Genomic DNA, 23,387 nt, shown 5'->3' with positions numbered 1-23,387 from the left:
TAGTCTGATTATTTCGTTAATCGAATAATTGATAGTTTTTTTGCTGATTCAGGTTCAGTGAGCAACACGGTTTCTTTTTCGTTCAACCCTTTTAAAATAATTGCTTCATTTTCGTTTACTGCTCCTAGCTTTATTTCCTTTTTATCAATCGTCGATCCGTTTTTTACATAGGCATAACTTAGGTTATGATCGGAGTAAACAGCCTCAAGCGGAATAGTTAATTGATTTTTTATCTCACTAATAAGAATAGCATTTGAGGTACTCATACCCGGTTTTATAGCGGGATTTAATTTTTCTAGTTTTATCATTACCTCAAATACTTTGTTGTCTGAGCCATGTTGAGCTTCTCCCATATTGGCAACAGAGATCACTTTTCCAGGTAACTTGATGTTTGGAAAGGCATCAAAACCAACTTGTACTAATTGGTTTTTTTTGATCTTACGAATATCAACTTCATTGATAAACGTTTTGGTTAACATACTTGATAAGTTAGGAAGGGAAGCTACAACCGGGTTCCATGGGCTAATAGTCGATCCTGATTTTATTTTCCTACCGTTCCAGTCGGTTTTGTAGATTACTAAACCATTTTTAGGAGCATTAATAACAAAGCTGTTTTGTAGGGCCATTAATTCGTTTACTCTATTCTGAAATACTTGCACGTCGGAATTAGCAGCCTTCATAAGAGCAATTTGCTTTTCTTGTTTTAATCGATAATCTTCCTTTTTTATTTTTAACTCACGCTTGGTCTTTTCAAGTTCCAGTTCTGCTTGCCTTATCGTGGCAGGTGGTTCGTACTTACTCTGTTGTAAGACGAGGCTTTTTTGCTCGATTTCGTAAAATTGATTGTTAATTTCAACTCGGGCTTCTCGTAAGGTTAAAGCTGTATCAAGTGAGGTTTTAGTAAGTTCTGATTTTGCTTTTACCAAGCTCTCATTGGCTTCATTTATTTTTGGACTAATAGCCGATTTGTCTAGAGAACAGATATAATCACCTTTTTTAACTTCTGTACCTTCAGCAATAATGTCTTGCAGCTTTACCTCATAAATATTAAACCTTGCCAAACTCGTAGGTCCATTAATGTCTTCTGAGAATTCTGCTAGTAATTCTCCGCTACACAGCACTTGATCTTTAAAGTCAGTTTTTTGGGCTTCCGCTGTAATTGGTAATTGCTCTTTTTTCTTATTGAAGAAAATCAAATAAACTAAAATCAATGATAAAAAGGCGAAAATCAGTATAGTTATCTTTTTTTTCATAGTTTAGGTTGAATGTCATAAATTAAATTGCAAGTTATTTTTTATTTCCAATAATTAATAATTGTATTTGTGGTCTATTGGAGCTCAAACTTATAGTCAATTAAAATAGTTCATATAGGTTCAGTTTTATGATTTTTTAATTCAATAATTCTCTTTCTGGAAATGAATTTATCTACCTCATCATTGTTGTATTACTAATTTTCACTTTTTTAGATCTTTAATCTTCCTTTCAAAGCCTATATTTGCCCCTTATGGGAATTAAAGCTGCTCTGAGTAAACCTTATGCTAATCTCGTTTCTGCTCGTGTAAATAAGTGGAAGAATAATGCTGTTGCTTTACAGGATAAATGGATGCATAAATTGCTTAGTCAGGCCAAACAAACGGCTTATGGTCGTGATCATCATTTTTCAAAAATTCATTCCTACGAAGACTTTATAAAGCAGGTTCCCATTGTTGATTATGAGGATTTGCGTCCATACATTGATCGCGTTGTTGAAGGAGAAAAGGATGTTCTTTGGCCTGGAAAACCACTTTATTTTGCCAAAACTTCAGGAACAACTTCGGGTGTAAAATATATTCCGATAAGTAAAGAATCAATGCCTGAGCATATTAATGCTGCTCGTAATGCTTTGCTGTTATACATTGCTGAAACAGGTAATGCTGATTTTGTAGATGGTAAGATGATTTTCCTTCAAGGCAGTCCTGAAATGGAAGAGAAGAACGGTATTAAAGTGGGTCGTCTATCGGGCATTTCAGCTCATCACGTACCTGCTTATTTGCAGAAGAACCGTATGCCGAGTTATGAAACCAATTGTATGGACGATTGGGAACAAAAGGTAAACGCCATTGTTGATGAAACGATAAATGAAAATATGTCTCTGATTTCCGGGATTCCTCCTTGGGTTCAAATGTATTTTGATCGGCTGGCCGCTAAAACTGGAAAGAAGATTAAAGACATTTTTCCAAATTTTAACCTCTTTATACATGGTGGCGTAAACTTTGAACCTTACCGTGCTAAACTTGAAGCTGTTATTGGTCGCAAAGTAGATTCTATTGAAACTTATCCGGCTTCTGAAGGTTTTATTGCTTTTCAGGATTCTCAAAAGGAAAAAGGATTGTTATTAAATGTTGATGCAGGTATATTCTTCGAATTTATTCCAACTGAAGAATATTTCAATGAAAATCCAACCCGACTTTCCTTGAAAGATGTTGAACTCGATAAAAATTATGCGATTATCTTAAACACCAACGCAGGTCTTTGGGGATACAGTATAGGAGATACTGTGAAATTTGTTTCCAAAGAGCCTTATCGCATTGTGGTTTCGGGTCGAATAAAACATTATATTTCTGCTTTTGGAGAACATGTTATCGGTGAAGAAGTAGAGTATGCATTGATGAAAGCTGCGGAGGAGGAAGGTGTCGATGTGGTTGAGTTCACAGTAGCTCCTCAGGTAAATGATCCGGATGGAGGTTTGCCTTTCCATGAATGGTTTGTTGAGTTTGGTGAACATCAGCCTGAAAATCCAGATCTGTTTATGGAAAAGGTGGATAAACTGCTTCAGGAAAAGAACGTTTACTATTTCGATTTAATAGATGGTAAAATCTTGCAGCCATTAAAGATTCGTATGTTAAAAAAAGGAGCCTTTATTGATTACATGCGTTCTCAAGGCAAATTAGGTGGCCAAAATAAAGTGCCGAGATTGTCAAACGACAGGAAAATAGCAGATGAGTTAGTTTCGTTGACAATCTTATATAAAATTAATTAGTATAGAAGTATCCTGAAGGGGAGATGAAAAGAGTAGCAATTTTAGGTTCAAGCGGGTCGATTGGCACGCAGGCGTTGGAGGTAATTAGGGCGAATCCTGATAAATTTAGGGCAGAGGTATTGACCGTTAATGGTAGTGCTGATGTACTTATTGAGCAAGCGCTTGAGTTTATACCACGTGCAGTGGTCATTTCTGATCAAGAAAAATATAATCAGGTAAAGCAGGTTTTAGCAAATACATCGATTGAAGTATTAGCCGGAGAAGATGCATTAGTTGAAATTGTGCAATTGGATTCCGTTGACATCGTGTTAACGGCTCTGGTTGGTTATGCGGGATTAAAACCCACCATTGCTGCCATAAAGGCTCATAAAAATATTGCACTCGCTAACAAAGAAACCTTAGTGGTTGGCGGCGATTTGATCACCGAACTTGCTAAATTGCATAAGGTCGATATTTTACCCGTTGATTCTGAACATTCCGCTATTTTTCAATGTTTGGTAGGAGAGGAGCATAATCCGATTGAAAAAATTATTTTAACGGCTTCCGGAGGGCCATTTCTTGGAAAAGAACGTGAAGATCTTTTAGCTGTAACCAAAACGCAGGCATTAAAACACCCAAACTGGACAATGGGCGCAAAGATTACCATTGATTCAGCCAGCTTGATGAATAAAGGATTAGAAGTAATTGAGGCAAAATGGTTGTTCAATTTAGATATTAATCAAATCGAGGTGGTGGTTCATCCTCAGTCAATTATACATTCATTGGTACAGTTTCAGGATGGCTCTATAAAAGCTCAACTCGGACTTCCTGACATGAAACTGCCTATTCAATATGCTTTAGCTTATCCTCAGAGAATAAAAAATGATTTTCCGCGTTTCAGTTTTGATAATTTCAATAATCTAACGTTTAAATCTCCTGATACTAAAACGTTCCGTAATCTTGCCCTTGCTTTTGAGGCCATGAATCGTGGCGGAAACTGTCCTTGTGTCATAAATGCTGCCAACGAAGTGGTTGTGGATGCATTTTTGAAGGACAGAATCGGTTTTTTACAAATGTCGGATGTAATTGAAGCCTGTATGGAGAAAGTTACCTATGTGTCGAAACCTTGTTACGAGGATTACGTTCAAACAGATAGGGAAGCGCGCAAAATGGCTGGAGAATTAATTACTTTGTAGAAATAATAAAATTCGATTGTAACATTTCGGAAATTTCAACACTAATTACTTGTTGGTTAGTGTAAATCAATACTTATTAAATTAAATATAACGCATAGCAAATAATGAGTGGATTAATCATGGCGGCCCAATTGTTGGCCGGGTTGTCAATTTTGGTTGTTTTACACGAGTTGGGTCATTATTTGGCAGCTCGTGCTTTTGGAATTAAAGTCGAAAAATTCTATTTGTTTTTTGACGCTTGGGGTGTAAAATTATTCAGCTTTAAAAAAGGTGATACTGAATATGGAGTGGGTTGGTTACCATTGGGTGGTTATGTAAAAATTGCAGGGATGATTGATGAGTCAATGGATGTTGACGCCATGAAGGAGCCCGCACAACCTTGGGAATTTCGTTCAAAACCAGCTTGGCAACGTTTAATCGTAATGTTAGGTGGTATTATCGTGAACGTAATTGTAGGTGTTTTCATCTTTTGGATGCTTGCCTTTAAATACGGCGAAACCTATACACCTAATTCTGAAGTTAAAAACGGTATTGTAGCTTATCCCTTAGCCCAGGAAATCGGATTGAAAACCGGCGATAAGATCACAGCTGTTAACGGAACACCAGTTGATCGTTTTGAAGATCTTCTAGGTGCTAAAGTGCTTTTAGGCAATGTGGATCTTACGGTTGAACGTGATTCTGAGCGCTTAATCATTAAGGTACCGGCTGATTTTATTGAAAAGGTAACCGATGCTCCTAAAGGAAGTTTTATAGCGCCTCGGGTTCAGTTTAGAGTAGGAGAGTTGGTGCTTGGTAGCAATGCCGAAAAAGCCGGTTTATTACCAGATGATAACATAACTGCTGTTAACGTAACCAAAATTGATTTTTTTGATGATTTGCAAGCGGCCTTAGCTGCTTATAAAAATCAAATGGTTGAATTAACCATTGTTCGTAACGGTCAGCCGAATAAGCTTAAAGTGCAAGTGACTGAAGACGGAACAATTGGTTTTATGCCAAAGATTATTGATGTTAACTATAAAACGCAGAACTATAGTCTTCTGGAAGCATTGCCAATTGGTGCTGAAAAAGCGAAACAAACACTGGTTGACCAAACTAAAGGTTTTGGTAAGATTCTTAAAGGTGAAGTTAAGCCGACAAAAGCCTTACAAGGTCCAATTGGTATGGCTAAGCTGTACGGCTCGACCTTTGATTGGGCTAAATTCTGGACCTTGACGGGTTTAATTTCATTGGTGCTTGCTTTTATGAATCTATTGCCGATACCGGCTCTTGATGGTGGACATGCCGTGTTTCTTGTTGTTGAAATGATAAAGGGCAAGCCATTAAGTGATAAGTTTATGGAACGTGCACAAATGGTAGGCTTTGTAATTCTTATCGGTTTAATGATTTTTGCATTTGGTAATGATATTCTTAAATTGATAAAATAGATTTTTTAGTTACGTATCTAATGAAAATGTGAGATTTGAGAAACCGAATCTCACATTTTCATTAGTCCTTTTTGTCAAGTGATGAAACGATGCTGCTCTTGGTGAATTGCAATCAACTTTGTTCCGAAGGTTATCGGAATGACACTCATTACTTACTTAGATCTCAATATACAATACTCCTCTCTCAATACGAACAATGAACTATTTCCAATTTTACGATCTTCCTGTTTCTTTTTTTATTGATGAATCTGTACTGAAAAAGAAGTTTTATGCATTCAGTAAAGAATATCACCCGGATTTTTATGTGAATGAATCCCAGGAAAAGCAGGATGAAATACTGGAGCTCTCTACATTAAATAACAATGCCTATAAGGTGCTATCTAACCCCGATAAGCGTTTGGAATACATCCTTGAAATAAATGGCTTAATTCAAGACGGTGAAAAGTATCAATTGCCGCAAGCCTTTTTAATGGAGATGATGGATATTAATGAAGAGTTAATGGACTTGCAGATGGATGGTGATGAGGAAAGTTTGAAGAGGGTGCAAGGGCAGGTGAAAGCTTTTGAAACAGACCTTTCGGAGGAATTAACTTATTTAATAACCGATTATGAAGGACTGAATACAGCTGATCAGAAAAAAAAGTTGCTGATAATCAAGGATAACTATTATAGAAGAAAATATTTGTTGCGAATTAAAGATTCTCTTCTTATGTTTGCAGCCCGCTAACGATGAAACGGTAGTCACTACCAAACATCAGCAAAATATGCCCGGATGGCGGAATTGGTAGACGCGTCGGTCTCAAACACCGATGGGAAACCGTGCCGGTTCGACTCCGGCTCCGGGTACAATAAAATCATTAAAACCCCTGTAAATCAAGTATTTGCAGGGGTTTTGTATTTTCAGGGGACGGAATAGGGGACATTCTTTTTCTATTATTTCCTATATTGCTTGAATATCTATATTTTCTATGGAATTTCTTAAATCTGAAAAATCTATTTTTTCAATTCTTCTTTTTATTGTTTGCTTTTACTTAATATCCTGTATATCCATTGAATGGATAGAAGTTTTTCACCTGACTCGATCTGAAGCATATGATCTTGCTAAGGATCTTAACACTAATTTCATTACAATTTTGACAATATCTCTTGCTATTTCTGCAATAATATTTTCAATTGTACAATTGAAGAATGATCAAAGCATTCTTCTTTTAGTATTTAAGGAATCATATTTTTTCTCCTTATTTTATTTCGTAATCCTAAACGTTATCCCTTTATCTATTTTCATTTTAGTTGGAAATGATAATTCATTTATTTCTGACATATTTTTTATTAAGTTAATTAATGCTGGAGTTTATGCATTTGTATTATTTCTAGTTTTTTTAATTATAATTTTTCAAAGAGTATTTAAGTTCTTAGATGCTGATTATTTAAATGATTTATATGTATCATATGTAGTGTCTGTTGCCACTGGTAATAAACATAATGAGAGAATAAAAACTAGATTATCAGAAGAGTTTCTACTAAAAACAAGTAATTCATTATTTCAAAATGACCAAGGATTACTTGATAAAAATTTAAATGCTTATTTAAGAATATTAGAAGAGCCTAATGAACCATCTTTCTCCTTAAGATTATTTGATAAGCACCCCTTGTTTTTTGTGGATACCTATAAAAATAATAGATCAGATATTCTTTCCGTATTATTGACATTTTACTACAAATGCATTGTATATGCATTAAATCATAATAGACCGCTTATTTTATATATTTTATCCGGTCTTCCGAGAAGAATATATTTAAAACTAGATGATCAAAAATTGGGGTATGAAGTTGTTGATGACTTTTTTTTGAGAATTAGAGAAATTATAGATTTTAATATTATTTATAAAGATGATGTTAAGATTTCTACTCAACACCAAGAGTTAATCCAGCCATTATTGATTGATTTTAGTGAAACAATAAAAATTTTAATCGAAAAAGGTGATTTCAACAGTTTAGAAAATATTCTGAATGAAATTTCTATGACTAAAGCGGAAGTTTTTAGAAGATATGATTCATTTGAGAGTAAAATAATATTCGATGAATTAAGCGAATCGGAAGAATCGGAATATAAGTTATGGCAGTCAATTTATTTCGATTTTAACGCCATTGCTTCTTATAATTACTATTGGTTATGCTTTAAAATTTATCAGAATATTGAGTTTGAAAAGGTTCCTGATAATATTATTACATTACTAGAATTTGATAATAGTTTAAGTGAAACTCGCCTAAACTACCTTTTCGAAAAAACACTTTATTATTTAGAGAAAAAAGATAGTTACTTTAATTGGAATGATTGGATTTGGAATTCTGAGAAGAGATTAAATGGTCAAGCGTATAGTATGCTTTATACTGATCACTTCATCATTTTGGGTTTTGTAATTTCCATTTTGAAAAATCAGATTGTGTCTTCTAAATATGGAGATAAGGCATTAGATAAACTTTTAACAGAATCTAAATCACAAGATGTAATATATATATATCAAAGAGTTTAGTATCTACAATAAATGAGAATAATGAGAATAAAATTAAATGGGCAGAATTTCTCAAAATTGATAATATTGATGAAGCAATATTAAGAGTAAACGAGATAATAAATAAATTAGATAAACGTAAAGAAGCCATAATTGAAAAAGATGCCTTGGAAAAAGCCTTATCTGCTCAAAAAATCAATAGGTTCATAAATACCAATTTGGAGCTATGGAAAAGGAGTGATAAACTTTTAAAAGCAATTAGATACTTCTCGAAAGATAATATTTCCTATAGTGCAATTGATGACGTTAACGGTCTAGGGAGGCTGGGGAGTACTCTTTTTGAGTCTAGAAAATTCTTTATTGATGATGCTCAAGAAATCTACATACCTTCTAATATAGGTAGTCAAGTTAGTAGATTATTTGAAAAAGACGTTTTTGATAATATCATCAAAAACGGTGTTTTTGTTAAGAAAACAAGAAAAAGTATTTTAGAAAACCTTGAACTATATCTCAAGAATTTCAAGAATAACTTACCAGAATTGATAATTATGTCCAATCAATTTTATTTTGGTATTCAAGGTGAATTAGTAAATAATAAAGATTTTATTGCATTTCGAAATGAAAATTTTTCACCTTATCCTTTTCATGTAGTTGGAACTTTTAAAGAGATTCCGATTATGATTTTCGCAAATCAAATCATAGATGAGAAAGTTATTATTTGTAATATTTCATCAGGTCTGAAAGTTCTATTGGAATCAGCCGATCAGAATTTGGAATTTGCTTTAACAATTTCAGAGATTGATGCGGGAAAAGCGGAAGAATTATATGAAAATAAGTATAAAAATTCAGAAAGATTCAGGGAAAAAACTAAAGGAGATGCAATCGGAAGTTTATTATTAAGTCTTACGGTGGATACATACGTAAAAGCGAATATAGAAGTTAAGTGTCGAGAGTGTTTCTTAATTCTTGATTTAAGTTAATATTAAAGGGAGCCTTTTGCTCCCTTTTTTGATTATAGTTTAAAATATTCAATTTGATGTTCAACAATTGAATGGTTGCTATCCATAACAAACTATTCTTTTTTAATAATGGCGAATACGATTTCACAACAAGCGTTATGAACCATATCCAATCCTTTTCCCATATAATCATTAGTAAATTGAGGTTTATATCCTTACTTCGTACCATCATCTTCGGACCTGACAAGAAAGTTTATGTAGCCATTATCACTATCAACAATATATTTATAAATTAAATAAGTTTACCTATGTGTTTATTATACCAACTACTCAAAGTTATACGAGACTGTTGACTGAAAGTTTTTTAACAGTGTAACATTAGTTTACTGTTAGTTGGTATGAAAGACTGATTCCATTGGCGTCCAGATCTGATGCTTCGCTAATCCAGGGTTGAGCATGTAGTTGTTTGTAATAGGCAATCTTTCAAGTGAAATTTCCATTAAGTTGATTACAACCAATGCTAAGGAATAATAAAAAGATAATGGTAAGCTCTTTCATTTATTTTAATGATTATGGTGGTTGCATTCACTTAATTATACTTTAGGTAAAAATTCTTTCTGATAATTTAAGGGGCTTTTGCCGGTTATCATTTTAAAATATTTATGGAAGCTGGCAAAATTCTGGAAGCCGCTTTCAAAACAAATCTGTTTAATATTTATTTTATTGTCTATCAAAAGTTTGCATGCTGTGCCCACCCTTATTTCATTAATGAATTGCGAATAGGTTTTTCTGGTTCTTGATTTGAAATACCTGCAAAAAGAATTAGGACTCACATTAGCAATATTAGCTACTTCTTCCAATTGTATTTTACGTTTATAGTTGGCGAGTGAAAAGTCATAAATTGCATGTATCCGGTCATTTTCAGACTGTTCAAAATCATGACGGAAACCAATAGATGACAATAAGGTTTGCTGGCTGCAGCTGCCAATGGCCATGAGCGCTTCCATCAGTAAAATTATTTTTTTTGGCCCTTCGGTACTAAGAATTTGATTAAGTAATTCACCAACATCAATCTGCGTTTCTCCACTCAGCTGGATGCCACGTTTGGCTTTGTCGAGTGTTGTTCTAATTAAGTTGTTTTCTGGTAAATTTAGAAAATGGTCACCCCAAAAATTCTCGCAAAAATGTATAACCCTTACATCTGCGGTAACGTCCGTATTTTCCTCAAAGTAAACATCGTCGAATCGCCAGTAATGGGGCAAATAAGCCCCTACTAATACCACATCGCCAGATTGAAAACGTTTAATACTGTCGCCAATAAACTGTGTTCCATTACCTTGCTTAAAATATATAAGTTCTACTTCCTTGTGATAATGCCAGCGGTTATTCATATATGGAACCGTATCCTGTCGGGCATTGAATGAATTTGTAGGGTTAACGGCTACTTTTAATAATTGAGGTTTCATTTTGGGTTTATCGGTTGAACCGATGAAAATAAAAAATTGTAATTCAATTCTATATACTTCGTGTGAATTATTTCATAGAAGACCATGTTAATATCGTTTACTAATTCGACAGTTTGGTAAAATTTATTCTCAGTAAATAGCTTTTCTTTGTTATTGATAGCTATTTATAAATAATTATGATAGAAAAGAAAAGGTTCTTCATTTTAATACTATTCACATTTTTATCTTTTTCTGCTTTTTCACAAGCCAAGTTGCCTTATAAAAACCCTAAGCTTTCCATAGATGAAAGAGTAAAGGATTTATTATCACGAATGAATACTGAGGAAAAGTTTTGGCAATTATTCATGATTCCGGGCGATTTGGAAGAAGGAAAGGAAAAATACCAGAAGGGCATATTTGGATTTCAGGTAAGTACCAAGGGTAATACGGATGCCGCCGGACAGTTGCTTAGTTACAGCTCTTCTGCAACGGCATTGGAAACAGCCAGGAAGATTAACGCTATTCAAAACTATTTTGTAGAAGAAACACGCTTAGGCATCCCCATAATTGCCTTTGATGAAACATTGCATGGTTTGGTCAGGGATGGAGCTACTGCATTTCCTCAATCCATAGGTCTTTCTGCCATGTGGGACACGTCGTTGATGAGACGCGTAGCCGAAGCCATTGCCCGTGAAACAAAAAGCAGGGGGATTCGTCAAATTTTGTCCCCTGTTGTCAATATTGCCAGTGATGTTCGTTGGGGAAGGGTGGAGGAAACCTATGGGGAGGATCCTTATTTATCATCGGAAATGGGAGTAGCTTTCGTTTCTCCATTTGAAAAAATGGATGTGGTTACTACACCTAAGCATTTTTTAGCTAATAGTGGAGATGGCGGCCGTGATAGTTATCCCATTGATTTCGATGAACGCTTGCTGGAAGAAATTTATCTTCCACCTTTTAAGGCTTGTTTCGAAAGAGGAGGATCCCGCAGTGTAATGACTTCTTACAATTCTTTAAATGGAAGTCCATGTACTGCAAATGATTGGTTGTTAAACAAAAAACTGAAACAAGAATTGAACTTTAAGGGATTCGTAATTTCAGACGCTTCGGCTGTTGGAGGTGCCAATGTTTTGCATTTTACAGCAAACGATTATCCCGATGCTTCGGCTAAAGCCATCAACAATGGATTGGATGTCATATTTCAGACGGATTATGAGCATTACAAGCTATTTATCCCACCATTTTTGGATGGCAGAATTGATCAAAAAACTATGGATGAAGCCGTAAAACGGGTTCTGACAATTAAATTCCAATTGGGGCTTTTCGAACATCCGTATGTAAATGAAAATGAAGTGAATAAATGGAATGGGAATCCGGCTCACAAAACATTAGCAAAAGAAGCAGCATTAAAATCCATAGTGTTATTAAAGAATGATAATAACGTTTTACCACTTCAGAAATCAATACATTCATTGGCGCTTATCGGCACCGATGCCGTTGAAGCAAGGTTGGGCGGTTACAGCGGACCTGGCAATGGAAAAATTAGTATTCTCGATGGTATTAAAAATAAGTTAAATAAAACAAGCAATGTACTGTATTCCCCTGGTTGCGGCCGCCAATCGGATGAATGGGTTACGGTGCCATCAGCAAATTTATCTGTAAGCGCAAACGGAAAAACAGAGAATGGTTTATTGGGTGAATATTTCAACAATATTGCCTTAAATGGTAAACCGGTAGTGACCAGGGTGGATAAAAAAATGAATTTTCGCTGGACCCTGTATTCTCCTCACCCAGACATTAATTATGATTTCTATTCGGTTAAATGGACAGGTAAATTAAAAGCACCGGCAACAGGTAAATTTAAGATTGGACTGGATGGTAACGATGGTTATCGGCTTTATTTGAATGGAAAACTAATAATTGATAATTGGAAAAGCCAAACATACAGTACCTTATTAACCGACTATTATTTTGAAAAAGACAAGGAATATGATATCCGTGTAGAATTTTTTGAGTCTTCGGGTTCAGCGTGGTTTAAGCTTATTTGGAATATCGGTGTGCCTAATGATTGGCAACAGAAAATTGATGATGCAGTGGCAACGGCTCAAAAATCGGATGTAGCTGTTGTTGTAACCGGTATTGAAGAAGGAGAATCACTCGACAGGGCTTATTTAAATTTACCCGGTTATCAGGAAGAAATGATTAATAGAATTGCCGCGACCGGCAAACCTGTGGTGGTGGTTCTAATTGGTGGTAGTGCCATTACCATGACCAAATGGATCAATAATGTTTCTTCAGTTGTAGATGCATGGTATCCGGGAGAAGAAGGAGGAAATGCCTTAGCCGATGTGTTATTTGGTGATTACAATCCTGCCGGCCGCTTGCCAATTACTTTTCCTATAGCCGAGGGGCAGTTACCTTTAGTGTACAATCATAAACCCACCGGACGCACCGATGATTATGTCAACCTTACCGGTCAACCCTTATTTCCGTTTGGCTTCGGATTAAGCTATACTAAATTTGCATACAGTAATCTGCGTTTTGATAAACAGCATTTTTCTAAAAATGAATCAACTGTAGTTTATTGCACGATAAAAAATATCGGAACACGAGAAGGCGACGAAGTGGTACAGCTGTACATTCGCGACTTGGTGTCATCAGTGGCTCGTCCTCTTAAAGAGTTGAAAGGTTTTCAACGTATTCATTTAAAACCAGGAGAAACAAAAGAAGTTACATTTACGATTACCCCCGACCTGTTAAAAATGCTAAATGAGCAGATGCAGTGGGTAGTTGAACCCGGTGAATTTAGAATTATGATTGGGGCATCTTCAAAAGATATTCGGGTTAGGGATATTGTTACAGTTGATAAATAAGCTATTTGCTTTATGCGATTTTCAGTAAGAAGACTTCAATGCTATATTCATTTATTTGAGTCAATTTGTAGCATTGTATGTTAATATCGTTTATTAATTCGACAATTAGATAAAATTAATTTTGAACAATAACACTTTCTTTGTGAAATACAATGTTTAAAATTGCGAGGATTTACACTTGTTAAGCTAAAGCTATTGCATATAGATATTGAATTCGAAAAATTATTAACAACCTTACTATTTAAATAATGTTAAAAAGACACTGCCTTGCACTTGATTTAATACCTGATGCAGCGCTAATTACAGAATACGAAAAGTATCATCAACAAGTTTGGCCGGAAATTTTAGAGAGCATAACTGCTGCAGGAATTGAACGTCTTGAAATTTATCGCATTGAAAACAGGTTGTTCATGATACTGGAAGCCAATGAACAATTTTCTTTTGAAAAAAAGAGTACTATGGATGATAATAATCCAAAAGTACAGGAATGGGAAACGCTGATGTGGAACTATCAACAAGCCTTACCATCTGCCTTACCTGGTCAGAAATGGGTAGAAATGAATAAAATCTTTCAACTTTAACCTAAACTCTTTCATGGAATTATCAACTCAAACCGTAGCTGTTAAAAGTCCTAGCAGAACCAAAAACTATTTAGTACCACTTATTTTGGTAACAAGCTTATTCTTCCTGTGGGGGTTTGCACATAACTTGGATCCAATACTAATACCGCATTTAAAACGCTCATTTACACTTACCGCCGTTCAGGCCACATTGGTTGATTCTGCTGTATTTATAGCTTATTTTATAATGGCTATACCTGCGGGCATTATCATGAAGAAATATGGTTATAAATCGAGTATCATTATAGGATTATTGATTTTTGCTACGGGTTCGTTCCTGTTTATTCCTGCCGCAAACACTCAGCTTTACGGCTTCTTCTTGGTAGCATTGTTTATTATAGCTTGTGGCTTAACTATTTTAGAAACCGCAGCAAATCCCTATATATCTTCTCTTGGTGATGCTAAAACATCGGTGTTAAGACTGAATTTTGCACAATCGTTTAATGGGCTGGCTGCTGCTTTAGCTCCTGTTATCGGAGCAAGACTTATACTAACAAAAGGGCATACAGATAATGAATTAAATGCAATGACCGAAGGTGCCAAAAAACTTGCACTAGCAGCAGAGGCCTCTTCAGTAAAAACACCTTATCTTGTTTTAGGTGGTATTCTGGTTTTGATAGCAATCTTATTCTCATTAGTTAAGCTTCCAAAAATTCAAACAACCGGCGAACATGTTGCTGGTAAAAACATTTTACATGCCTTTAAACACAAGCATTTATCGTGGGGGGTAGCGGCTCAATTTTTCTATGTAGGCGCTCAGGTTTGTGTTTTTAGTTTGTTTATTTTATATGCAACAAAATCAGCAGGTATAACAGATGTACAGGCAGCTGACTATCTTGGAATATGCGGTATTGCCTTTTTAATAGGCCGATTTGTAGGAACAGGTTTAAATGTTTTCATCAAACCTCAGTATTTACTTGCTTCTTATGCCGTAATAAATATAGCATTATGCTTAGTTGCCATATTTGCGCATGGAATGATTACCGTGTATACAGTAATAGGTATATGCTTCTTTATGTCTATTATGTTCCCTACTATTTTTTCTTTAGGCATTAAAGATTTGGGTGGCGATACAGAATTCGGAAGTAGCTTAATCGTAATGTCAATTGTTGGAGGTGCTATATTGCCGCGCGTTTTTGCAATGGTTGGCGAATCAATTGATAACATTCAGTATGGCTATACAGTACCATTGGTTTGCTTTATAGTTGTGGCCTGGTTCGGTTGGAAGGGTCATAAAATTAAAACAGAAAGCAATTAATTAGTTCAGGTGCAATAACAATCACTTTTATGTTTCAAAAAATATTACAAATTCATTCTACAGATAACGTACTAGTTGCTTTAACCGATTTGTCCAAAAACGATATTATCGAATTTAAGAATGAATGTTATACTTTGCAAAATGATATTGCAGCCAAGCACAAGTTTGCCATGAAGCATTTTGTCGTGGGTGATGAGATTATTATGTATGGTGTTTTGGTTGGCAAAGCCACTCAATCTATTCAAAAAGGAGAGTTAATTCATACTCATAATATCAAGCATGCTTCTAATGAAAATTATAAAAAGCAAAATGATTATCATTGGACAGCACCGGATGTGAACAAATGGGAAGAAAGAACTTTTAACGGTTATTTACGTAACGATGGAAGAGTAGGAACAGCTAATTATTGGTTATTTATTCCAACGGTTTTTTGCGAAAATAGAAATCTGGATTATATCAAAGATGCGCTGCTTCAACAATTGGGGTATGCGCCATCTCATAAATACCGGAAAGCAGTTAGTAAATTAATTTCAGCTCATAAACAACAAACCGATACGGCGACGCTGACCCCACAATTTTTGTTACAGGAAGAAGATATTATTATTAATGATCGTTTGTTTCCAAACATTGATGGTATTAAATTTTTAAATCATGAAGGCGGTTGTGGTGGCACAAGGCAAGATAGTGAAATGCTTAGCAAATTATTAGCTTCATATGCCGACCACGCCAATGTTGCCGGTATCACTATTCTGAGTTTAGGCTGTCAGCACTTGCAAGTTGATTTATTACTGCAAGACATCAAAAAACGCAATCCTAACTTTAATAAGCCGATGTATATTTTCGAACAACAATCGGCTGTATCAGAAGAATTAATGATTGCAGAAGCTATTCAAAAAACATTTGAGGGCTTAATTGAAGTAAACAAAGTCGAGAGAACTCCTCAACCACTAAGTAAACTTTGCATTGGCGTAAAATGTGGAGGTTCTGATGGGTTCTCAGGTATTTCGGCAAATCCGGCAGTTGGATATACTTCTGATTTATTAGTAGCACTAGGTGGACAAGTTTTATTGGCGGAGTTTCCTGAACTGTTTGGCGCTGAACAAAACTTAGTTGACCGCTGTGTTACCCACCAAGCTGCTGATAAATTCACTCATCTCATGAAGGCTTATGACGCTCAGGCAAAAGCTGTAGGTAGTGGTTTTTATATGAATCCTTCACCGGGTAATATTAAGGATGGATTAATTACCGATGCGATAAAATCTGTTGGAGCGGCTAAAAAAGGAGGTACAGCCCCAATTACTGATGTTTTAGATTATACGGAACCAGTTGTTAAGCCGGGTCTGCATTTGGTTTGTACACCAGGTAATGATGTGGAGGCTACTACCGGAAAAGCAGCCAGTGGTGCTACTCTGATTTTGTTTACCACCGGTTTAGGAACACCAACCGGCAATGTTGTTTGCCCAACTATTAAGCTCTCATCTAATACGGCCTTGGCTACCAGAATGAGTGATATTATTGATATTGATTGCGGTGGTGTAATTACCGGCGAAAAAACACTCGAACAAATGGGAGAGGAGATTTTGGAATATTGTATTAAAGCGGCTAGCGGAGAAATTATTCCTAAGTCTGTAGAATTAGGTCAGGATGATTTTATTCCATGGAAACGAGGCGTTTCATTATAATGTATCCTAGCGTTTTTTGTTTAACAGGGAGTCGTTGTAAGTATCGGCGGGGAGAAGGAGTGTCACATGCTAGTCTAATTTTATAGAAGTATTTCACTGAAAAATTAAAATGATTATGGGTTTCAATAAAATACTGTTTTTACTTCTGTCAGGTGCCGCAATTCATGTTCAGGCTCAAACAAGCATCCAACAGTTGCCGGTTTTGAATGCTAAAATTCAAAATATAAAAAAAGTTGATTGGCTGTTAAACGCTCAACCATATATTGCAACCATTTATAAAAGTGAAAACAATAAAGAGATCATTCTTAGCAATGGTTTAGTAAGAAGAGTTTTTACTATTACGCCCAATGTTGCTTGTATTGATTATTCAAACCTTATCAATGATGAACAATTGCTTAGGTCGGTAAAAGCTGAAGCCCGTTTAACTATTAATGGAATAGATTATAATGTTGGAGGATTGAGTGGACAAAAAGAAAATGCGTATCTCAGACCGGAATGGGTAAATAAGTTTACAAAGGGAGAAAACGATTTTCAGTTTGTTTCATTTGAAATAAAACCACTTACGCCTTACTTACAATGGAAAAATAAGTTTTGGGCTACCAATAATAGTCAGGCCACTGGTAAAATGATTTCATTTCTATACGAGCCTAGTGTTGCACGCCTATCAGGTTTGCAAGTGAGAGTGAATTATGAATTGTATGATGGACTACCTTTAATTGTAAAATCCCTCAGCATCGAAAATAAAGGCAATAAAGTATTTAAGATAGATCGTGTTGTCAATGAAATTTTAGGAACCGTAGAAGAAGAAAGTGCTGTGGTGGGAAAACCTGAAGTGATGAAAAAACCTCATGGTATTTATATAGAAACCAATTATGCGTTCAATAATGCCATGCGGTACGATATCAGCGACCAAACTACCCATTGGAAAGTTGATTCAACTTATACTTCTCAGGTAAACTACGATTATCACACCCCTTGTTTATTGGAGGTGTATCCGGTAAAAGATCCTGACATTGAATTACAGCCTGGTGAAAATTTCAAATCAGTGCGTACACATGAGTTGCTAATCGATAGTTACGACAGAGAAAGACGAGGATTAGCTATTCGTAAAATGTACGCTACAGTTGCACCATGGACAACTGCTAACCCAATTTTCATGCACTTGGTTAGTAAAAATGATGAACAGGTTCGTACAGCTGTTGATCAATGTGCTGCTACCGGTTATGAAGCATTGATACTTAGTTTTGGTAGTCATGTAAATATGGAAGACACAACAGCAACCAATTTACAAAAATGGAAGGTTCTTGCTGATTATGCCCATAGTAAAGGAATAATGATAGGAGGTTACTCCTTGTTCAGTAGCCGTAGAATTAGTGATGAAGATGATGTTGTCGATCCAAAAACAGGTAAACCTGGTGGCGCATTTTTCGGTCATGCTCCTTGTTATGGTAGTAAATGGGGCTTGGGCTACCGTGATAAGATAAAAAAATTCTATACCCAAACTGGTTTTGATATTTGGGAAAATGATGGGCCATACCCTGGTGATGTATGTGCATCAACCACCCATCCGGGGCATATAGGTTTGGATGATTCGCAATGGCGACAAATGGAGATTCAAAAAGAGTTATACCACTGGCTTAATGAAAAAGGAGTATATGTGAACGCTCCTGATTGGTACTTTTTGGATGGTACACATAAAATAGCCATCGGTTATCGGGAAGTAAACTTTTCATTACCCAGAGAGAATCAGAAAATTTTAAACCGCCAGAATATTTTTGATGGCACCTGGGAAAAAACAGCATCCATGGGTTGGGGTTTTGTACCGCTTACCCGTTATCATGGTGGTGGACCCGAATCTGTCTTGGAACCACTTTCTGAACATTTGAAAGATTATGATCAACTAATGATGCAGTATTATGGTGCCGGAGTACAAGCGTGTTATCGTGGTCCAAGACTATACGATACCGAAACCACTAAACAAACGGTAATAAATGTTATCAGCTGGTATAAAAAGTATCGTGATATTCTCAATTCCGACATTATTCATTTACGCAGAGCTGATGGAAGAGATTGGGATGGCCTATTGCACGTTAATCCTAATCTAAAAACAAAAGGATTGGTGATGCTATACAATCCATTAAAGGAAAAAATTACAAGAACCATTAAAGTTCCGTTGTATTATACCGGATTAGCAACATCTGCCAAATTAAAAGAGAAGGACGGTGACTATAAATCCTATAAACTTAACCGGAACTACGAAGTTGAATTAACCTGTAGTATTGAACCGGAAAGTTATACCTGGTTTACTATCGAATAGTTTTTCACCTATTTATTCATTGAGTTATTAAAAAATATAAATAAAAGTCATGTTTTCATTACAAAATAAAACAGCAGTTATAACAGGTGGCGGAAGCGGTATAGGTCGCGCAATCAGCGAATTATTTGCCAAGCAAGGTGCAACGGTTCATATTTTAGAATTAAGTAAAGAAAATACAGCTGCTACTATTGCTGCAATTGAAGCAACAGGTGGTAAAGTGTTTGGTCATTCCTGTAATGTAGCCAATCAGCAAGAAGTTGTCGAAGTATTCAATAAAATAGGTAAAGTAGATATTCTGGTGAATAATGCAGGTATCGCGCATATTGGAAAGGCCGATACAACGAGTGAAGCAGATTTTACCAAAGTGTTTGATGTGAATGTAAAAGGTGCCTATAATTGTTTGTTTGCCGTAATTCCACTAATGAGAAATAACGGTGGAGGTGCAATCCTTAACATGGCTTCTATTGCAACCTTGGTAGGCATACCTGATCGCTTTGCTTATTCAATGAGTAAAGGTGCTGTGTTCGCTATGACTTTGTCAGTTGCTAAAGATTATTTGCAAGATAATATTCGATGTAATAGTATTTCTCCGGCACGCGTTCATACTCCATTTGTGGATGGCTTTATCGCTAAAAATTACGCTGGAAAAGAAGAGGAGATTTTTGAAAAACTATCAAAAAGTCAACCTATGGGACGAATGGGTAAACCAGAGGAGGTTGCTTCTCTGGCCTTGTATCTCTGCTCTGATGAATCCGGTTTTATAACCGGCTGTGACTACCCTATAGATGGTGGTTTTATCAAACTAAATAATTAATTGAATCAGTTTTGAAGATTCCTGAAAGTAAAGCTATTATGAATCAGTTTATAAAAAATAAAATAACCACCTATGTTTCAGCAATAGTCATGCTGAGCATGATTTCTTTTTTTCCTTTTAAGGGTTTTAGTCAGTCCTTTAATATTATTCCTTATCCAAATAAAGTTGAAAGGGGAGATGGAGAATTTATTTTTTCAGGAACTACAAAAATTGTTAATAAAAGCCATAATAAGGAGCTTGCCACTGCAATTGAGCCTTTGGTTTCAAAATTGAAAACCGCATCCGGCATCGTTTTAACAAAAGGGAAAAAAGCCAATAAAACCAATGTAATTGTAGTTGAACTTAATAACTCAATTACTGAGGCTGAAGGTTATCAATTGGTTGTATCGCCTAAACAAATAAATATCAAGGCAAAAACTCCTATTGGTGTTTTTTATGCTGTTCAATCACTGTTGCAGCTTTTGCCTGATGATATAGAAAGCAGCACTCTGGCAAATAATGTAACCTGGAAAGTGCCGGCGGTAACGATAGAAGATGCGCCAAGCTTTTCTTACCGAGGATTAATGATGGATGTGGCTCGCCATTATATGCCTTATTCATTTCTTGAGAAGTTGATCGATTTGATGGCAATGCAAAAAATGAACAAACTGCATTTGCATTTAACCGATAGTCAAGGATGGCGTTTCGAAAGCAAAAAGTATCCAAAACTTACTAATATCGGGGCTTATCGTAAAGGTACGCCGTTAAATACTACTTATGATTACGCATCCAGACCTGATGATTCCCTGTATGGTGGTTATTATACGCAAGCACAGTTGAGGAAATTGGTGGCCTATGCACAATCAAAGTTTATAACTATCATTCCCGAAATTGAAATGCCCGCGCATTCTAAATCGGCATTGGCGGCTTATCCTGAATTGGCTTGTTTAGACAGTACTGGTAAAGCATTCCCTTATCCTTCGCAAGTTCAGGATGAATTTTGTACCAAAGATGCTACGTTTACTTTCCTTACAGATATTTTAACTGAGGTGATGAATGTATTTCCAAGTAAATATATTCATGTAGCGGGTGATGAAGCGTCGAAAGTTAATTGGCGCAAATGCCGTATTTGTCAGCAACGCATTAAAGACGAACATTTAAAATCGGTAGAAGAATTACAAAGCTACTTTATTAAACGTATAGAACGTTTTGTTAACCAAAAGGGAAGACAAATAATTGGTTGGGATGAAATTTTAGAAGGCGGATTAGCACCCAATGCTACGGTAATGAGCTGGCGTGGTGAAAAAGGAGGAATTGAAGCGGCTAAACAAGGTCACAACGTAATAATGACACCTGGCGAATATTGTTATTTCGACCATTTTCAGTCGGATGATCCTAATGAACCTGCCGCTTTCGGAGGGCTCACCAAACTAGCCAAAGTTTACAGCTATCAACCCATTCCGAAAGAGCTTACGGCAGAAGAGGGAAAATTAGTAGCAGGCGCGCAAGGTAATCTGTGGACTGAATTTGTTCCTTCAGTTCAACAAGCTGAATATATGTTTTTTCCTCGTTCTGTGGCTTTGTCTGAAGCTACCTGGTCTGCGAAAAAACAAACTTATGAGCAGTTTTTAAGTAGATTGTTACCTTATTTGAAAAGACTTGATAAGCATCAGGTGAATTATTCGAAACACTTATTCGATATCAAAATAAACAGCTTCGTTGATTCTGTGAGCAACAAATTAATGGCGAAGGTTGTAGGAATTCCAAATGGCTTTCAGGTATTTTATACTACCGATGGTTCCTTACCAACCAAGGATGCCAAAGCCTATACTGGTCCTGTCGACATCACTGCCAACGCCAAACTTACAGTAGGGGTTATTTATAACAATGTTGTGGTTGATAAAGTGCAGAAAACCTTCACGATTAATGCGGCTACAGGAAGGGCTTCAAAGTTAAAAACATTGGCTAACAAGAATTACAATGCCGGAGGCGAACATGCCTGGAATAACGGCATTTTTGGTAGTGAAAACAGATATAACGATCAGGAATGGTTGGGCTGGTGTGGAGAGGACTTCGAAGGAAGCGTGGATTTAGGTAAAAAAGAAACGGTTAACCATGTCAGTATCCGTTGTTTCAATAAGCCTTCCAGCTGGATCTATATGCCATCAAGCGTAAGTATACTTGTTTCCGATAATGGTAATGATTTTAGAAAAATTGAAGAGCAAAAAAACTTTAGCATTGCAAATGATGGAGCGCAAAAAATTGTGTTCAATACTAAAGGCGTTATGGCAAGATATATTAAAGTCATAGCCAACTATTATGGCAACATCCCTCAAAATAACCCTGGTGCTGGAACTCCGGCTTGGCTGTTTGTAGATGAGGTAACAGTAGATTAAAAATTAGATAGATTAATATTCGATAATACAATAACACACAACAATGAAACTTATACGATTTGGCGAATACGGTAATGAAAAAACCGGAGTATGCATTAACGACGTAAAATATGATACCTCTGCTTTTGGTGAAGATTACAATGAACAATTCTTTGAAACCGACGGATTAAAACGATTAGCAGACTTTGTTAAGCAAAATGAAGGAAAACTGCCTATGGTTAGTGATGATGTGCGCTTAGGTTCTCCTATTGCCCGTCCTTCAAAGATTGTTTGTATTGGATTGAATTATGCCGACCATGCTAAAGAAACAGGTGCAACCATCCCTTCGGAGCCTGTAGTTTTCATGAAATCAACAACGGCTTTATGTGGCCCTTTTGATGATATTATGATTCCTAAAAACTCGGTTAAAACAGATTGGGAAGTAGAGCTGGCGGTGGTAATCGGTAAAAAAGCGAGTTACATTGAAGAGACCGAAGCTATGGATTATGTAGCTGGTTATTGTTTACATAATGATGTGAGTGAAAGAGAATTTCAGATTGAAAAAGGCGGTACCTGGGATAAAGGAAAAGGATGTGACACTTTTGCTCCATTAGGCCCTTGGTTAGTTACCAAAGATGAAATTGCCGATTCAGATAATTTAAACTTATGGTTAACTGTAAACGGTAAAAAGATGCAAGCTGGAACAACAGCCAATTTTATTTTCCGTATTCCTTTCATTATTTCTTATGTAAGCCAGTTTATGACCTTGCTTCCTGGTGATGTGATTTCTACAGGTACGCCTGCTGGTGTTGGCTTAGGTTTTAACCCACCTATTTACCTGAATCCAGGTGATGTTGTAGAATTAGGCATAGATAGCTTAGGCACAGCTAAACAACAGGTAGTAGCTTTTTCTAAATAATAATTGTTCAAGTAG

The 23,387-nt window shown here is 36.0% G+C and carries 16 protein-coding genes and 1 tRNA gene; 15 read left to right on the top strand and 2 right to left on the bottom strand.

Annotated features, from left to right (window positions below; translation table 11 throughout):
* Positions 1–8: 8 nt before the first annotated feature.
* Positions 9–1,253: an efflux RND transporter periplasmic adaptor subunit gene (locus tag FN756_RS04325; protein WP_142601789.1), complete on the bottom strand. Its 1,245-nt coding sequence runs from the start codon at positions 1,251–1,253 to the stop codon at positions 9–11.
* A 251-nt stretch (positions 1,254–1,504) separates the two neighbouring features.
* Between FN756_RS04325 and FN756_RS04320 the strand changes: the two genes are divergently transcribed.
* The 7 genes from FN756_RS04320 to FN756_RS04290 all read left to right on the top strand — a co-directional run bounded on the left by FN756_RS04320 (position 1,505) and on the right by FN756_RS04290 (position 9,111).
* Positions 1,505–3,019: a GH3 auxin-responsive promoter family protein gene (locus FN756_RS04320; RefSeq protein ID WP_142601787.1), complete on the top strand. Its 1,515-nt coding sequence runs from the start codon at positions 1,505–1,507 to the stop codon at positions 3,017–3,019.
* Positions 3,020–3,042: 23 nt separating this feature from the next.
* Positions 3,043–4,194, top strand: a complete 1,152-nt coding sequence (locus tag FN756_RS04315) for a 1-deoxy-D-xylulose-5-phosphate reductoisomerase (protein ID WP_142601786.1) — start codon at positions 3,043–3,045, stop codon at positions 4,192–4,194.
* A gap of 104 nt (positions 4,195–4,298) precedes the next feature.
* Positions 4,299–5,618, top strand: coding sequence for an RIP metalloprotease RseP (rseP, locus tag FN756_RS04310; protein ID WP_142601784.1), 1,320 nt, complete (start codon positions 4,299–4,301; stop codon positions 5,616–5,618).
* Between the two features lie 196 nt (positions 5,619–5,814).
* The gene (hscB, locus tag FN756_RS04305) at positions 5,815–6,345 is read left to right on the top strand and encodes a Fe-S protein assembly co-chaperone HscB (RefSeq protein ID WP_142601782.1); all 531 of its coding nucleotides are present in this window, start codon (positions 5,815–5,817) and stop codon (positions 6,343–6,345) included.
* A gap of 39 nt (positions 6,346–6,384) precedes the next feature.
* Positions 6,385–6,464, top strand: a tRNA-Leu gene (locus FN756_RS04300).
* Positions 6,465–6,586: 122 nt separating this feature from the next.
* Positions 6,587–8,152 (top strand): hypothetical protein, encoded by a 1,566-nt coding sequence (locus FN756_RS04295; protein WP_142601780.1) that lies wholly within the window; start codon positions 6,587–6,589, stop codon positions 8,150–8,152.
* Positions 8,153–8,298: 146 nt separating this feature from the next.
* The gene (locus FN756_RS04290) at positions 8,299–9,111 is read left to right on the top strand and encodes a hypothetical protein (RefSeq protein ID WP_142601778.1); all 813 of its coding nucleotides are present in this window, start codon (positions 8,299–8,301) and stop codon (positions 9,109–9,111) included.
* A 572-nt stretch (positions 9,112–9,683) separates the two neighbouring features.
* Here the strand turns inward: FN756_RS04290 and FN756_RS04285 are convergent.
* A complete protein-coding gene (locus tag FN756_RS04285) occupies positions 9,684–10,556 on the bottom strand; it encodes an AraC family transcriptional regulator (protein WP_142601776.1) in 873 nt (290 codons plus the stop codon).
* A 176-nt stretch (positions 10,557–10,732) separates the two neighbouring features.
* Between FN756_RS04285 and FN756_RS04280 the strand changes: the two genes are divergently transcribed.
* The 8 genes from FN756_RS04280 (at position 10,733) to FN756_RS04245 (ending at position 23,372) form a co-directional block, all read left to right on the top strand.
* The gene (locus tag FN756_RS04280; protein WP_142601775.1) at positions 10,733–13,408 is read left to right on the top strand and encodes a glycoside hydrolase family 3 C-terminal domain-containing protein; all 2,676 of its coding nucleotides are present in this window, start codon (positions 10,733–10,735) and stop codon (positions 13,406–13,408) included.
* A gap of 248 nt (positions 13,409–13,656) precedes the next feature.
* The gene (locus tag FN756_RS04275) at positions 13,657–13,989 is read left to right on the top strand and encodes an L-rhamnose mutarotase (RefSeq protein ID WP_142601773.1); all 333 of its coding nucleotides are present in this window, start codon (positions 13,657–13,659) and stop codon (positions 13,987–13,989) included.
* 13 nt (positions 13,990–14,002) lie between these two features.
* Positions 14,003–15,286 (top strand): L-fucose:H+ symporter permease, encoded by a 1,284-nt coding sequence (gene fucP, locus FN756_RS04270; RefSeq protein ID WP_142601771.1) that lies wholly within the window; start codon positions 14,003–14,005, stop codon positions 15,284–15,286.
* Between the two features lie 29 nt (positions 15,287–15,315).
* Complete coding sequence (locus tag FN756_RS04265) at positions 15,316–16,968, top strand: UxaA family hydrolase (RefSeq protein ID WP_142601769.1); 1,653 nt, start codon at positions 15,316–15,318, stop codon at positions 16,966–16,968.
* 115 nt (positions 16,969–17,083) lie between these two features.
* Positions 17,084–19,285, top strand: a complete 2,202-nt coding sequence (locus FN756_RS04260; RefSeq protein ID WP_221929010.1) for an alpha-galactosidase — start codon at positions 17,084–17,086, stop codon at positions 19,283–19,285.
* A gap of 49 nt (positions 19,286–19,334) precedes the next feature.
* Complete coding sequence (locus tag FN756_RS04255) at positions 19,335–20,099, top strand: SDR family NAD(P)-dependent oxidoreductase (RefSeq protein ID WP_142601768.1); 765 nt, start codon at positions 19,335–19,337, stop codon at positions 20,097–20,099.
* Between the two features lie 38 nt (positions 20,100–20,137).
* Positions 20,138–22,474 (top strand): glycoside hydrolase family 20 protein, encoded by a 2,337-nt coding sequence (locus FN756_RS04250; protein ID WP_142601766.1) that lies wholly within the window; start codon positions 20,138–20,140, stop codon positions 22,472–22,474.
* Positions 22,475–22,517: 43 nt separating this feature from the next.
* On the top strand, positions 22,518–23,372 hold the full coding sequence (locus FN756_RS04245) for a fumarylacetoacetate hydrolase family protein (RefSeq protein WP_142601764.1): 855 nt from the start codon (positions 22,518–22,520) through the stop codon (positions 23,370–23,372).
* Positions 23,373–23,387: the final 15 nt, after the last annotated feature.

The organism is Solitalea koreensis (assembly GCF_900182575.1).
Classification (GTDB): domain Bacteria; phylum Bacteroidota; class Bacteroidia; order Sphingobacteriales; family Sphingobacteriaceae; genus Solitalea; species Solitalea koreensis.
This window is presented reverse-complemented; position numbering and strand designations above follow the sequence as displayed.